The sequence below is a fragment of the Streptomyces sp. NPDC048392 genome, from assembly GCF_043200575.1.
In the GTDB taxonomy this organism is placed as follows: Bacteria; Actinomycetota; Actinomycetes; order Streptomycetales; family Streptomycetaceae; genus Streptomyces.
This window is the reverse complement of record NZ_JBICYB010000038.1, coordinates 43,424-57,147: the sequence shown is the minus strand read 5'-3', so window position 1 is coordinate 57,147 and position 13,724 is coordinate 43,424. Positions and strand designations below refer to the sequence as shown.

At 72.0% G+C, this 13,724-nt stretch carries 12 protein-coding genes; 4 read left to right on the top strand and 8 right to left on the bottom strand.

Annotation, left to right across the window (positions count from 1 at the left end; genetic code table 11):
* Positions 1–1,379: 1,379 nt before the first annotated feature.
* The gene (locus tag ACGFYH_RS32060) at positions 1,380–1,649 is read left to right on the top strand and encodes an AbfB domain-containing protein (RefSeq protein ID WP_393806677.1); all 270 of its coding nucleotides are present in this window, start codon (positions 1,380–1,382) and stop codon (positions 1,647–1,649) included.
* Between the two features lie 415 nt (positions 1,650–2,064).
* On the opposite strand, the gene ACGFYH_RS32055 is transcribed toward ACGFYH_RS32060, so the two are convergent.
* A complete protein-coding gene (locus tag ACGFYH_RS32055) occupies positions 2,065–4,551 on the bottom strand; it encodes an FtsX-like permease family protein (RefSeq protein ID WP_393806676.1) in 2,487 nt (828 codons plus the stop codon).
* A gap of 3 nt (positions 4,552–4,554) precedes the next feature.
* Positions 4,555–5,310 (bottom strand): ABC transporter ATP-binding protein, encoded by a 756-nt coding sequence (locus ACGFYH_RS32050; protein WP_393806675.1) that lies wholly within the window; start codon positions 5,308–5,310, stop codon positions 4,555–4,557.
* Positions 5,311–5,934: 624 nt separating this feature from the next.
* Between ACGFYH_RS32050 and ACGFYH_RS32045 the strand changes: the two genes are divergently transcribed.
* Both ACGFYH_RS32045 and ACGFYH_RS32040 read left to right on the top strand, forming a co-directional pair.
* A complete protein-coding gene (locus ACGFYH_RS32045; protein WP_393806674.1) occupies positions 5,935–7,269 on the top strand; it encodes an APC family permease in 1,335 nt (444 codons plus the stop codon).
* A 705-nt stretch (positions 7,270–7,974) separates the two neighbouring features.
* Positions 7,975–8,640: a TetR/AcrR family transcriptional regulator gene (locus ACGFYH_RS32040; protein ID WP_393806673.1), complete on the top strand. Its 666-nt coding sequence runs from the start codon at positions 7,975–7,977 to the stop codon at positions 8,638–8,640.
* Between the two features lies 1 nt (position 8,641).
* Here the strand turns inward: ACGFYH_RS32040 and ACGFYH_RS32035 are convergent, their stop codons facing one another.
* Together ACGFYH_RS32035 and ACGFYH_RS32030 are read right to left on the bottom strand one after the other, a co-directional pair.
* The gene (locus ACGFYH_RS32035; protein WP_393806672.1) at positions 8,642–8,788 is read right to left on the bottom strand and encodes a hypothetical protein; all 147 of its coding nucleotides are present in this window, start codon (positions 8,786–8,788) and stop codon (positions 8,642–8,644) included.
* Between the two features lie 302 nt (positions 8,789–9,090).
* Complete coding sequence (locus ACGFYH_RS32030) at positions 9,091–9,228, bottom strand: hypothetical protein (protein WP_393806671.1); 138 nt, start codon at positions 9,226–9,228, stop codon at positions 9,091–9,093.
* 133 nt (positions 9,229–9,361) lie between these two features.
* Between ACGFYH_RS32030 and ACGFYH_RS32025 the strand changes: the two genes are divergently transcribed.
* Positions 9,362–10,972 carry an MFS transporter gene (locus ACGFYH_RS32025; RefSeq protein ID WP_393806670.1) on the top strand — a complete coding sequence of 537 codons (1,611 nt, stop codon included), beginning with the start codon at positions 9,362–9,364 and terminating at the stop codon, positions 10,970–10,972.
* Between the two features lie 26 nt (positions 10,973–10,998).
* On the opposite strand, the gene ACGFYH_RS32020 is transcribed toward ACGFYH_RS32025, so the two are convergent.
* From ACGFYH_RS32020 to ACGFYH_RS32005, 4 genes are read right to left on the bottom strand one after another with little or no spacing between them, the layout of a single operon-like run.
* Entirely contained in the window at positions 10,999–11,871 is an 873-nt protein-coding gene (locus tag ACGFYH_RS32020) for an ATP-binding cassette domain-containing protein (RefSeq protein ID WP_393806669.1), read from the bottom strand.
* Positions 11,868–12,617, bottom strand: coding sequence for a cobalt ECF transporter T component CbiQ (gene cbiQ / locus ACGFYH_RS32015; protein WP_393806668.1), 750 nt, complete (start codon positions 12,615–12,617; stop codon positions 11,868–11,870). Before cbiQ ends, ACGFYH_RS32020 begins: the two co-directional genes overlap by 4 nt.
* Entirely contained in the window at positions 12,618–12,983 is a 366-nt protein-coding gene (locus ACGFYH_RS32010) for an energy-coupling factor ABC transporter substrate-binding protein (protein ID WP_393806667.1), read from the bottom strand.
* The gene (locus tag ACGFYH_RS32005; RefSeq protein WP_393806666.1) at positions 12,980–13,699 is read right to left on the bottom strand and encodes an energy-coupling factor ABC transporter permease; all 720 of its coding nucleotides are present in this window, start codon (positions 13,697–13,699) and stop codon (positions 12,980–12,982) included. The genes ACGFYH_RS32010 and ACGFYH_RS32005 overlap by 4 nt, the downstream gene beginning before the upstream one ends.
* Positions 13,700–13,724 lie beyond the last annotated feature (25 nt).

Below are 13,724 nucleotides of genomic sequence, written 5' to 3'. Positions count from 1 at the left end.
GGGCGAGTAGACCTTCATCACCATAAGAGATCCCTCCTACCCGGCCCCTGCCGGGGCCGGGCTCAGAGGTGTCCACCACTCGGGGACAGGTCCCCCAGGACCCCTGTGTCGGCCCTTGCGGGAGGAACGGCCGCCTGCGCGGGGGATGCGCCCATGAAGGAACCCGTGGCAGATGCGGCGACCGTGGCCCCGGCTACTTGCAGCAGGCGCCGTCTGCTGACGAAAGAAGACATCATGCACCTTTCGATGACGAGAGCGATCGCTTGGTCGTGGACGCCCGGCGAGACCTCCGCCTCCATCCCTCGGAGTCCCTGGCCGGTGACGCGATGGAAGGTCCACCCCGGTTGGAACTGCCGACGTCGCGGTACTGATCAGCGCGACACCGTCGGTCGTACTGCTTCCTTCGACGTCGAGCACCGTGCCGCTGTTGCGGTTGACCAGGACGAACTCGCCCCGGTCTGCGGGCGCAGCTGCCACTGCCGGCTCGTCCGGCCGTCGGCGGTCATCTGCACCACCGCCGCGCGGTCCGCCGTGCGCGGCACTCGCTGGGTGAGGGCGTTCCCCGCCTCGGTCAGGTCGTCGGCCACCAGCGGGTCAACGCATTCAAGTGCAGCTAGCCGGGGCATTCGGTCAACGACCAGTGGTCCGCGCGCGGCCGGCCGTTCCCCTCTCACCGTGGCCCCAGGAGTGATGTCTGGAAACCGTCTCTTTTCAGAGGTCATTGCGTGGACGGGCGGTTTTCCCACGCGGAACGCCGCCTGGATCTTGAGGGCATCGAAGTCCGGTGTCCAGGAGGTGGGGGTTGGGGAAGGGCTCGCGCTCGGAAAGCGCTCGGTTCGGGGCATGGGGGGTGGGCTCCTTCCGGAGGCGGGACCGCCTCCCGCACCGCGAATGGCCGATATTCCGAACATGGGGCGAAGTGCCGGACGGGGTCGGCGCCGAACGTAAAGGATTTCCCGTAGAGGAGTCAACGTGTGTGACAGTGCGGCTTCTTCGGCTATCCGGCAGGGGCGAAAGTATTGAACGGTACTCGTCAAAAACGTTGACGGAACCACGGCCCGAGCCTATCTTCTGATCGAAGTTCCGCACGCCGTTCGCCAGGTCGAACAATCGATCTCTCGCCACGGCGATCGACTCAGCGGACTGGCCGAGCCCGGAGGAAGGGTTGAACAGAACCGTAAGAAAGCCGCTCGCCCTGTTGGGCCCGCTGCTGCTGAGCGCCGACTGGGTGAACTGGGAGTTCCTGCACAACGTGCCCGGACTGTCCGGCCTCATATGCCACGCCACCCTGCTGAAAGGAGGCAGTCTCCGGCGGTGTCACCCTTCCGGCCAACGCCGGCAGCTCGCTGCGATCGGTCAACTACCGCGACCGGTACGCCGTGGTGTGCTCCGACAGTCTCGGCTACATCGACCCGGTGAGCACCTCCAGCAGCGCTGCCGTCAAGCAGAGCGCCACCTTCACCGTCGTACCCGGCCTCGCCGACGCCAACTGCTACTCCATCCGCGACTCCTCAGGCCACTGTCTCCGCCGCTGGCATTTCCGGGTCCGCTTCGACAGCAGCAACACGCGTGGATCGATCAATGCCGCGAAGTCAGGGCCACGATGGTGCTGTCAAGGGTTCGGCGAGCGGGATACTAGAGGGCGTTGAGTCCGTTTCTGATCTGACCCGTGGTTCGCCCTCTCCCTCGCGCCTCTGACGGTCTGTTTGGTCCTGCTAACCGGGGCGGCGCACCATATGGAGTTCAGATGATGTGCGGTGTGGGCGCTGCAGCCCGCATTCGTCCAGGGGTCAGTCCCAGGGGTTCTTCGGGTGTCAGGGGAGCGTTGGGACGGAAGCGTAGGACACGGTGCCTCCGGTTCTGTGAAGTGGTTTTTCGACAGTTCCACTTCACGACTGGAGGCATCACCCCATCAAGACCAAGGACCATGTCGTCGCATTCGCCTGACCGAGGTCCCTGGGCGGCACGACTGGGGCGCACCTCGCGCTTGTGCGAGGTGCGCCCGGTGTCATCAGGGATCATGCGGGACTACGGGTCGTCGCGGTCTGTCGTGATCGCGAGGAACTACTCCTTGATGCCGATGCTCTCCACCGGTGGGATCAGCAGCAGTCGGCCGATGGGGAGCACGGTGGTAGTGAGCGCGAGCAGTGCCGTCCCGCCCAGGACAGCCACCCATCCCAGCGGCGGCACGTAGGGCACCGGGTCGCCGGTCAGCGCGTTGACCACGGCGCTCAGCGTGGTGGCCGCGATGACTCCACCGATCAGCAGCGCCACCCCCAGCAGGACGGTCTGCTCGGCGTGCACCATGTGCTTGACCTGCCTCTTGGTCACTCCGACCAGGCGGAGCAGAGCCAGCTCACGGCGGCGGGCCAGGGCGGCCATCACCATCGTGTTGGCGGCGGCCAGCGCGGCGTACCCGACCATCACACCGATCACCAGCTTGTTCATCCAGGCGCTGACCGCCAGGTCCTCCTCCAACTGCTGGTTGAGGTCGGCCGACGCGGTCACGGTGCTTCCCGGGTACCGGGCGGCCAGTGCGGCCAGGTCCTTGTCGATGTTCTTGCCGGGGGAGGTACGGATCAGCAGCTGATCGTCGAGGTCGCGGGCGGTGTGCTGCTCGACTACGGACCGGGGAAGGATCATGTCACCGAAGCCGAGGGCACGGTCGTACACGGCGGCCACGCGCAGGTCGACCCGTGCGCCGTCGCCCAGCCACACTTCGGCGGTGTCGCCGACCGACCATCCGGAGCTTCCCGCCCGCAGGGCGGAGACCGCGACGCCGTCGGTGCCCAGATCGGCGAGGCTGCCGGAGGTTACTGCGGGGTCGATGGTGACGGCCACGTGAGCGGGGTCCACGGCCCGAGCGGCAACGGGTTCCCCGTCGCCGGAGCCCTTGATGAGGACGGAGGTGTTCCGCACCTCGGTCACCGCCTGTACGCCGGGCAACCTGCGAGCCTGCGCCGCCGCGCTCGCCGGCAGACCCACCGGTGAGGCCAACGCGTGGTCGGCCAGGGTGCCCTCGCGGGTCTGGCTGATGGTCTGCCGCTGCAGGTTGTCCTGCAGGAACCAGACCGAGCCGCCGAACCCCACCGACAGCACCAGAGCGGTGAGCACGGTGGTCATGCCCTGGGCGTTCGCCGTCAGATTCCTGCCGGCCAGGTACCCGCTGTCACCCCAGACGCGGCGCAGCGCGGGGGAAAGCAGCCGGGCCCCGGCCCGATTGATCCAGGGGCCCAGCAGCGCGACCGCGAAGATGAACATGAACAGCATGCCCATGGCGCTGCCCAAAGCCGCCTCGGAGTTGCCGCCGGCGGCGAACACGCTGGCGGCACCGGCACCGGCCAGCGCCAGCACACCGGACAGGGCGCGGACCCGGCCGCTGTGAGCAGGCTCGACGGCCGCCTCCCCCAGAGCCTCACTCGGGCGGATCCCGGTGATGCGCCGGGCCGCGATCAACGCGGAGACCATCGCCACCAGCACAGTGATGAGTACCGCGGCCAAGCAGGAGAGAAGACCGGAGGCCATCGGGAACCCGGTCGGCAGGAAGCCGCGATCGACGAACTGACCGTGCACCCAGCGGGTCGCTGCGATGCCGGCGGGTATACCGATGGCCGCGCCCGCCAGAGCGATCAGAGCGGCCTCCATCACCAGCATGCGGCGCACCTGGCCCGGGGCGGCTCCGATCGCCCGCAGCAGGGCCAGGTCGCGGCGACGGTGCCGGACCGAGAGCCCGATCGTGCCGGAGACCACGAACATGACCAGCAGTGCCACGTAGCCGCCGAGCGAGGTGCCCAGCGCGACCAGCATCTTCTGGGCTGCGTCGTTCTCGTCCACGTCGACGCGCAGTTCACTCGCAGGGTGCACCTTGGCGCCGGAGCTCTTGACGAGGGCGCCGATCGCCGCGGTGACCTCGGAGATGTCCGCGTTCGGCTCGGTGATCACACCGATGGCGTTCACCCGGCCGGGCCTGGCGGCCAGGGCCGCCACACGTTCATCGGTGAAGAAGACACTCGTTCCCGCGTGTGTGGTGGCGGCCGCGATGCCGCTGACCCGAAATTTCCGCGTCATCCCGCCAACGACCAGTTGTGTGCGCTCGCCGGGCTCGGCCTCACCCACCAGGCGCTGGTCCAGGACCACCTCGTCCGCTCTGCCCGGGGGTTCGCCTGCGACGATGGTGGCCGAGGTGATGGGGGCGCTGCTCCATCCATGTCCGACGGCCGGGCCCCGCCCCAGTACCGCGACCCGGGTGTCGGCGACGACGCCCGTCACGCCGGGAACCTGGCGGATCTTCTCCGCCAGAGCAGCCGGCACACTCCCGCCCTCGGGCAGGTCGACGGCCGTGTGCTCCCCGTCGACCGCGACATCCAGTGATTTACGGGCTACGACGAGGTCGGCACCGGTGTACTCGCCGGGAGGCGGTTCGTACCGCAGTCCGGACTCCACCATCGCGCCCATGGTGGAAAGAATCATGATGCCCAGCACGAGGGCGGTCAGAGTGGCCAGTGCGCTACCGACCCTACGGCGCAGAAGTTTGGCGGCGAGCTTGGTCATGGCTCAGCCCGCCTTCTGCTGGGTCCGGCCGAGCGAGGCCAGTTCTTCGGCGATGCGGGCGGCGCCGGGCTGCGGCATGTCCCGCACCACCCGTCCGTCGGCCAGAACCATGACCCGGTCGGCATAGGAGGCGGCGACCGGGTCATGGGTGACCATCACCACGGTCTGCTGGTGCTCATCGACCACAGCCCGCAGCAGGGAGAGCACCTCTGCGGCGGTCTGGGTGTCCAGCGCGCCGGTCGGCTCGTCGCAGAAGATGACCGCGGGCCGGGTGGCCAGTGCGCGGGCGATGGCGACCCGCTGCTGCTGACCACCGGACAACGCGGAGGGCCGGTGCCGCAGGCGGTCGCCCAACCCCACCCGGCCGATGACCTCGGCCACCCACTGTCGGTCGGCGCGGACCTTGGCCAGCTGCAGCGGCAGCAGGATGTTCTCCTCCACCGTCAGCGCCCCGATCAGGTTGAAGGCCTGGAAAACGAAGCCGATCCGGGTACGCCGCAGTTTCGTCAGCTCCGTTTCCGAGAGCTGGGAGAGCTCGGTGTCACCGATCCAGACCTGACCGGAGCTGGGGCGATCGAGTCCGGCAGCGGTCTGCAGGAGCGTGCTCTTGCCGGACCCGGAGGGACCCATCACGGCGGTGAAAGTGCCGCCGGTGAAACCTGCGTCCACGCCGGCCAGAGCGGTGACAGGCTGCTCATCGGTGCCGTAGACCCGGGTCAGGTGCTTGACCCGGACGGCTGATGGGTAAGGGCTGGTCATGATGGGTGCTCCTCGCGTCCTCGTCGGTGATACGGAACGCTATTGACGAAGAGCGCCCGTTCCCATGCCACCTGCTGCCCTGACGGTGGTAGAGCCAGCGCTACCACCGTCAAGGCGGGTGCGAAAAACGGTGTGCCAGTCCGGCTCGACGCACCCGACGCGACGGCTCGACGGCGAGGGACGTGATGGACATCGGCGCAACGCCGCCGGTATCGGTGGCGCCGGTGAGGAACCAACCGCCGCGGTGCTGACGCTTCGTCAGCACAACGTGCGGCTACGGGTGTCGCTCTCCGCAGGCACCGGCGTGTGCCCACATGGGAGGCTCGGCCGGCAGACTCCGGCCGAGCGCCTCGCGAACAGTCTGGACGCAGGCCGACAGCCGCTGTGTCGCATCGGCTCCCTGAAGCCCGTTCCTCTGCGGGCAGCCGCCGTTTCGGGCGGGTGCGCGGGATCAGACGTCGGCGTAGGAGTGCTTGCTGGAGAGACGAAGGTCTTGACGCCGTAGGGCGAGGGGCCCACCTTCTGGGGGAGGCCGGCGTCCCCGGGGAGCCGCTCCGGGTGCTCCGACGGCGCGGTTGCCGAAGACATGGCGTGTTTTCCGCCCCGCGGGAAACCTGAGGCGTCATGGCGAGACTCGGAACGCAACCGTCGGCGGACACGCAGGGCAGCGGCCCGGCGCTCAAGCGCGCCCTGACCACTCCGCTGCTGTACTTCTTCATCCTGGGCGACGTGCTCGGCGCGGGCGTCTACGTCCTGGTGGGCCAGGTGGCCGCCGACGCCGGGGGAGCGGTGTGGGTGCCGCTGCTCGTCGCGCTGCTGCTGGCGCTGCTGACCGCCGCCTCCTACGCCGAGCTGGCCACGAAGTATCCGCGGGCGGGCGGTGCCTCCCACTACGCCACCCGTGCCTTCGGACCCTTCGCCGGGTTCGTCGCCGGCTTCTGCATGCTCGCCGCCGGCATCGTCTCCGTGGCCGCACTGGCCCGGGGCTTCGGGGGCGACTACCTGTCCGAATTCGTCACACTGCCGGTCGGGCTCGTGGCCGTGCTGTTCCTCGCCCTGCTCGCCCTGGTCAACGCGCGGGGCATCAAGGAGTCGACCCGTGCCAACGTCGTCGCCACCGTCGTGGAGGTCGGCGGCCTCCTTGTCATCGTCGTCCTCGGCGGGTGGCTGCTGCTGCGCGGCGACGGCGACGTGGCGCGGCTCGGGCAGCTCGGCACGCCGGAGAAGGGGGCCGCGGCAGCCGTACTGAGCGGTTCGGTACTGGCGTACTACTCCTTCGTCGGCTTCGAGACGTCGGTGAACGTCGCCGAGGAGACCCGGGACCCGCGGCGCTCCTACCCGCGCGCCCTCTTCGGAGCCCTCGCCACCGCCGGCGCCGTGTACGTGCTGGTGGGCCTCGCCGCGTCCGTGGCGGTACCGACGGCCCGGCTGGCCGGGTCGAGCGGGCCGCTGCTGGAGGTCGTCGAGGCGGCCGGCGGCGTCCCGCCCCGGCTGTTCAGCGCCATCGCGCTGGTCGCCGTGGCGAACGGGGCGCTGCTCACCGGCATCATGTCCTCCCGCCTGGCCTACGGCATGGCCCGGGACGGGCTGCTGCCCGCCGCGCTGACCAGGGTGCTGCCCGGCCGCCGGACGCCGTGGGCCGCGATCGCGGTCACGACCCTGCTGGCGATGCTCCTCGCGCTCACCGGCAGTGTCGCCACCTTGGCGTCCACTCTGGTCCTGCTGCTGCTCGTGGTCTTCCTCATGGTCAACACGGCCGTCCTCGTGCTGCGCCGCGACGTGGGCGAAGCCGACCACTTCCGGGCCCCGACCGTGCTCCCCGTACTGGGCGCCGTGTCCTGTGTCGCGCTCGCCACGCAGATCGAGGCCGAGGTGTGGCTGCGCGGACTGCTGGTCGTGGCGGTGGGCATGGTGCTTGCCGCGCTCGCGGCCGTACGGCGGGCCAGGACGCGGACCTGACCGGACGCGCTTGGCGGGCCTGCGGCCCGACGGGTTCCGCGCCGTCACCCCGCCGGGGCGGCGCAGCCCAGCGCCGGCGGCGCGAGGACCTCCGCGGCCTCCGGAGCGGCGTGGCGAAAGTGGGCGCGGGACCGGTGTTCCGCGGGGGCCTCGCCCGCGAGCACCGCGTCGGAACGCCGGGCCGGGCGGCAGCGGACGACACCGAGCCGGGCGGCCGGTACGGCCGTGGCGAGCGTGGCGAGCGTGGTCAGCGTGGCGACCGTGGCGACCGTGGTGAGAGTGACGACGGCTGCCGAGGGGCCGCCGGTGGCGACCGCCGCGACCGCCGCGACCGCCGCGACCGCCGCGACCGCCGCGACGGCGACGACCCGCGACCGCGACGACCGCGAGGGTGGTCCCCGTGAGCTTCGGCGCGCCGATCACCAGCAGGCCGATGCCGGGCCCGACGGGCATCGTCACCCCAGGAGCGTGGAACCTCCAGCGGTGCCTGCGGGAAGGAGACCGCCGGCACCATGCCGAGCCCCAGGAAGGCGGCGGCGCCCACCACGCCTGCCGACGGCGAGTCCTTCACGGGGCCTTCCCGTGCCGTAGTCCCGTGGGGGCCGATTCCCGCGCCGCGCGCGTCGGTCGCCGGTCGGGCCGGGCCGGGGCTCCGTGCCAGAATGGATGCCGTCCCGCAGTCAGAGATCCGCCCCCGAGGTTTCCGTGACCAAGCCCGTCGCCCGTGCGCCGCAGCGACGCAACGCGCGGTCCAACCGGGCGCGCATCCTGGCCACGGCCCGCCGGGAGCTGGGCCGTAACCCGGACACCACCCTGGAGGAACTGGCCCGGGCCGCCGGTGTCGTACGGCGTACCCTCTTCGGGCACTTCCCCGGACGCGCGGCGCTGCTGGAGGCCCTCGCCGAGGAGGCTTCCGAGGTGCTGCGCGGCGCGATGGCCGACGCGACACAGCCCGCCGGATCCGCCGGGCCGCCCGAACCGGCGGACCGGGCGCTCGCGCGCTTCACCCTCCTGATGTGGCCCGTGGGCGACCGCTACCGGATGCTCCTCGCGCTGGCCCGGCACGACCTGGGCGTGGAGCGGGTGGCCGAGATCCTGGCCCCGGCCCGCGCCGAGGTCACCGCCATCCTGGAACGCGGCCGGCGGGACGGGGCCTTCCCCGCGCATCTGCCGCCCGCCGTACTCAGCGCCGGACTCGAGGCGATGATCGTCGCGCTGCTGGAGCAGGTCAACACCGGCGCTCTGGAGGACGACGGCACCCGGGCCGCCGTCGCCACGCTCATCGCGGCCGGCGTACCGGAGCGGCGGGCCCGCACGGTGGTCGAGGACGTGCGTCCGGCGGTGGCCGCGGAGGCCGTTCCGGCCGACTGAGTCACCGGCCGCCGCCGCGCACCGGCCCGGTCGCGGCCCTGTTCTCCACCCCCGCGACGATCAGCGCGGCCGCCGCCGCGCCCGTGCCGTCGTCGGTCCGGGCGCGGGAGCGCGCGCAGCCCAGGAGCGTCGGCAGGGTGGGCCTCAAGCGCCGTCGCGAACACGCGTGCCGGAACACCGGTGGGAAGACGCCCTTTCGGCGGCCGGCGGTGATGATCCCGAGCAGCGTGCCGCGGGCCGGGGCGAGGACCGCGCCCACCCGGTGTCCGGGCCGAGTCCCCGGATACGGGCGAGGACGATGAGCGTGCCGTAGCGGTCGCCGACCGGACACAGGGCGTGGACGAAGCGGGCCGCCGCGGGGGCGGGACCGTCGTCCCCGGCCGGCGCGCGCGGCCCGCCGAGCGCGTCCCGTACCGCTTGTGCGGCCTCCGCGACGCGACCCTCGACCAGTTAGTGCCGCCCGGCGAAGTGTCCGCAGAGGACGCGGCGCGCGCTCTCGGCCGCCGCGGCGATCTCCGTGAGGCTGTCGGGATCGCGGCTCGGCAGACGTTCGGCCGTGCGCAGGAAACGGGCGCGGGTACTGGTCATCCGCCGCCACCCCTCTCCTCCGGAACCCGCCCCGGCACGTATTTGCACGCCGCTGTGCAACAAACTACTCTGACGCTTGTCTGCACATTGGTGGGCAATTAACTTGCCCTCGCTCGTTTCCCCGGGAGCCTCCATGCCCCTACTGGCCACCACGCCCGTCGAGAAGATGTCCGGGCCCTACGCCCGGCGCTGGTGGGCTCTCCTCGTGCTCTGCCTGAGCCTGCTGATCGTCGTCATGGCCAACACGTCCCTGATCGTGGCCGCCCCGGACATGACGGCCGACCTGGGCCTGAGCAGCAGCGACCTGCAGTGGGTCATCGACGGCTACACCGTCCCGTACGCCGCGCTGATGCTGGTGCTCGGCGCGATCGGCGACAAGTACAGCCGCCGCGGCGCCCTGGTCACCGGACTGGTGATCTTCGCGGGCGGTTCGGTGATGGGCAGTCTGGTGCACGAGACCGGACCGGTCATCGCCGCCCGGGCGATCATGGGCGTCGGCGCCGCCGTCGTCATGCCGGCCACGCTGTCCCTGCTGGTCGCGGTCTTCCCGAAGGGCGAGCGGGCCCGCGCCATCACGGCCTGGACCGCGACCTCCGGACTCGCCATCGCGGTGGGCCCCCTGGTCGCCGGCTGGCTGCTGGAGGACCACGCCTGGGGTTCGACGTTCCTGGTCAACGTTCCCGTCGCGGTCGTCGCCGTCCTCGGCGCGCTGATCCTCGTACCGCCGTCCAGAGCGGCCGGCATGGGCCGCGTCGACTACGTCGGCGGCCTGCTCTCCATCGTCTCCGTCGGCAGCCTGGTCTACGCGACCATCGAGGGCCCGCACTTCGGCTGGGGCGCGGGCCCGATCGGCGCGGCCGTCGTCGCCGGAGCCGGTCTGGTCGCCTTCGTGGCCCGGGAGCTGCGCCACCCGCACCCCATGCTGGACGTGCGCAGGTTCCTGCTGCGGCCCTTCAGCGGCTCGATGCTGGCGGTGCTGTTCTTCTTCTTCGGCACCTACGGCGCCATCTACTACGCCACCCAGTTCCTGCAGTTCGTGCTCGGCTACGGCGCGCTGGAGACCGGCGTGCGGCTGCTGCCGCTGGCCGGCGCCGTGTTCGTCGGCGCCGCGGTGACCGGACGGCTGACCCCGAAGCTGGGCGTGAAGGCCATGGTCGGGTCCGGCATGGCGATCGGCACCGTCGGCGTCTTCCTGCTGGTCCTGATCGACCAGGGCTCCACCTACGCCGACTTCCTCGCCCCGATGCTGCTCCTCGGCCTCGCCATCGGGCTGAGCGTCTCCCCGGCCACCGACACCATCATGGGCTCCTTCCCGGAGAACGAACTCGGCGTCGGCGGCGGCGCCAACGACACCGCGCTGGAACTCGGCGGCTCGCTGGGCATCGCCGTCCTGGGCTCCCTCCTCGGCACCGCCTACCGCGACGAACTGGCCGGGCTGGTGGGCGACCGGCTCCCGGCCGCCGCGCTGGACACCGCCCAGGACTCGGTGGGCGGCGGACTGGCCGTCGCCGAGCGGCTCGCCACCAACCCCGCCGCGGGACCCGAGCAGGCGCAGGCCCTCGCCGACGCCGTGAACCGGGCCTTCGCCCACGGCGTCTCGACGACCAGCCTCGTCGGCGGCATCATCATGGCCGCAGGCACCCTGATCGTCCTCGCCGTCCTGCCCGGCCGCCGCGCCCGGCAGGTGGCCGAGGAGAACCGGGCGGAGGCCCGGGACGCCGAGTACAGCGACTCGGCGAGCTGAGTCCCGGCAGCCCCGCCGGGCAGCCGTCAGTCGGCCAGCGCCGCCAGCTCCTCCGCCGTGCGCGGGCCCGTCGCCGAGTCCGCCAGCAGTCCCCGCGCCCGCAGCAGTCCGGCCGCCGCGACGCCCCAGGGCAGCCGCAGCCCCGCCTGCCGCAACAGGTCCGTGCGGGCCAGCGTCGCGGCCGTCGGGCCGGTGCGCACACCGTCCGGGGTGAGCAGGGCGGCGTCGTCCGACCAGCGCAGGGCGAGGTCGACGTCGTGGGTGGCCATCACCACGGTGGTACCGGCGGCGCGGAGCCGGTCCAGGGTGGCGAGCAGCCGCTCCTGTCCGTCCGGGTCCAGCCCGGCGGTCGGCTCGTCGAGGATCAGCACCCGGGGCCGCATCGCGACGGCCCCGGCGATCGCGGTCCGCTTGCGCTGCCCGTACGACAGCAGATGGGTGGGCCGGTCGGCCAGCGCCGCGATGTCCAGCGCGGCGAGCGCCTCCTCGACCCGGGAGCGGACCTCAGCGTCGGGCAGGCCCAGATTCAGCGGGCCGAACGACACGTCCTGGCCGACCGACGCCGCGAAGAGCTGGTCGTCCGGGGCCTGCACCACCAGCTGCACCGTGGTCCGCAGCCGGGTCAGCCCCTTGCGGTCGTACGTCACAGTCTCCCCGGCGACCGTCAGCGTCCCCGCGTGCGGTCGGAGTCCGCCGCTGAGCAGCCGCATCAGCGTGGTCTTGCCGCTGCCGTTGCGGCCCAGCAGCGCCAGCGCGCGGCCCTCGCGCACCGCGAAGTCCAGCCCCACCAGCACGTCCGGGCCCTCCTCGTACCCGAAGGACGCGTCCCGCAGGGCGACCAGCACCACCCCGCCCGCCCCTGCGGCGTTCCCGTCGGCCTCCTCCACCGTCTCGCTCACGACAGCGGTCCTTTCAGTACGAGGGTGAGGGCGGCCAGCGCCGCCAGCAGCGCGACGCTCGCCGCGGTGAAGGGCACCGAGATCCGGGCCCCCGGCACCAGGACCCGCAGGGTGCCGTCGTAACCGCGCCCGGCGAGCCCCGACTGGAGCCGTGCCGCCCGGTCGAAGGCCCGCACGAACGCGGTGGCGCCGAGACCGCCGAGCGAACGCCAGGTGGCCGCCCGGGTGGTGTGCCCGAGCCGCGCGGCCTGCGCCTCCCGGATCCGGCGCACGGAGTCCAGCAGCAGGAAACTCATCCGGTACGTCACCAGCGCCACGTCCACGACCGGCGCGGGCACCCCGGCCCGCACCAGCCTCGGCAGCAGGTCGGACATCGGCGTGGTGAACGCGAACAGCAGCACCCCCAGCGAGGCCGCCGAGGTACGCAGCAGCAGCTCACCGGCGCGCACCGGCCCGCCCTCCGCCGCCCCCAGAAACCCGCCCGGGCCCCCGACCCGCACCAGCAGCGGCAGCGCGCCCGTCACGCAGAAGCCCAGCGGCACCCGGTACGCCCGCCACAGCCGCCGCCCGGGCACACCCGCCGGGCCCAGCAGCACCACAAGCGCCGTCACCAGCACCAGCGCCGCGCCGGGCCAGGGCGGCAGTGAGATCGCGAGCACGGTCAGGCCGAGACCGAGCACGGCCTTGTCCACGGGATGGCGGCGGCGCCAACGACTGCTGTGCGCCGCCGCGTCGATCGGCAGCACTCAGTCCCCTTCGGGGTCGTCCCGCGGCGTGGTGACGGGGGCGTCCCGCAGCGTCGCCGCCACCGCCCGCTCCTCGCCCTGCCGACGGCCCCGGCGCAGGCCGAAGTAGTACGCCAGCACGCCCGCGCCGAGCGCGGCCTGCAGCGCGAACAGCGCCGACTCGATCTCCCCGGAGGGCGGTTCGTACAGCGGTGAGAACCACGGTTCGTAGTCCGGCTCGATCTCGGTGATCGCCGTCTCCGCCTCGGCGTCGGCGCCGGCGAACGGCTCCTCCTTGTGGTCGCCGAGCCCCAGCACCAGCGGCAGCACCGCCAGCGCGGCCACGGCGAGCAGCAGCAGGGTGTTGGTCTTCGTGCTGCGCTTCACCGGGCCACCGCCTCCTGCCCGTCGGACGCCGACGTGGACGCGCCCTCGCCGGACCGGGTCAACAGCACGCCGAGCCGGGTCAGTTCACCCTTGCTTGACTGCACCAGCAGCCGCATCACGACCACCGTGAGCAGGCCCTCGCTCACCGCGAGCGGAATCTGCGTGACGGCGAAGATGGAACCGAACTTGCCCAGCGCGCCCGGGAAGCCGCTGCCCGGGTCCGGGAAGGCCAGCGCCAGCTGCACGCTGGTGACGCAGTAGGTGGACAGGTCGGCGACGAACGCCCCGAAGAACACGGTGACCATCAGCGGCACGCCGTAGCGGCGCAGCAGTCTGTAGACGCCGTACCCGGTCCAGGGGCCGACGATCGCCATCGAGAAGACGTTGGCGCCGAGCGTGGTCAGCCCGCCGTGGGCGAGCAGCAGCGCCTGGAAGAGCAGGGTGATGGTGCCCAGCACCGCCATGACCGGCGGCCGGAACAGGATGGCGCCCAGACCGGTCCCGGTCGGATGCGAGCAACTTCCGGTGACGGACGGCAGTTTCAGGGCCGACAGCACGAACGTGAAGGCCCCGGAGGCGCCGAGGAGCAGCGTGCTCTCCGGGTGCTCCCTGACCTCGCGGGTGAGTGACCGTACTCCGTGGACGACGAACGGCGCGGACGCGACACCCCAGGCGATCGCGTGCGCCGGTGGCAGAAAGCCCTCGGCTATGTGCATGGCTCAGCAGACCCTCTCCAGCACC

Bases quoted from the DNA above. Each gene is read 5' to 3' on its own strand.
- ACGFYH_RS32055 (WP_393806676.1), bottom strand. From the start codon at position 4,551: ATGACCAAGCTCGCCGCCAAACTTCTGCGCCGTAGGGTCGGTAGCGCA.
- ACGFYH_RS32050 (WP_393806675.1), bottom strand. From the start codon at position 5,310: ATGACCAGCCCTTACCCATCAGCCGTCCGGGTCAAGCACCTGACCCGG.
- ACGFYH_RS32045 (WP_393806674.1), top strand. From the start codon at position 5,935: ATGGCGAGACTCGGAACGCAACCGTCGGCGGACACGCAGGGCAGCGGC.
- ACGFYH_RS32030 (WP_393806671.1), bottom strand. From the start codon at position 9,228: ATGACCAGTACCCGCGCCCGTTTCCTGCGCACGGCCGAACGTCTGCCG.
- ACGFYH_RS32025 (WP_393806670.1), top strand. From the start codon at position 9,362: ATGCCCCTACTGGCCACCACGCCCGTCGAGAAGATGTCCGGGCCCTAC.
- ACGFYH_RS32005 (WP_393806666.1), bottom strand. From the start codon at position 13,699: ATGCACATAGCCGAGGGCTTTCTGCCACCGGCGCACGCGATCGCCTGG.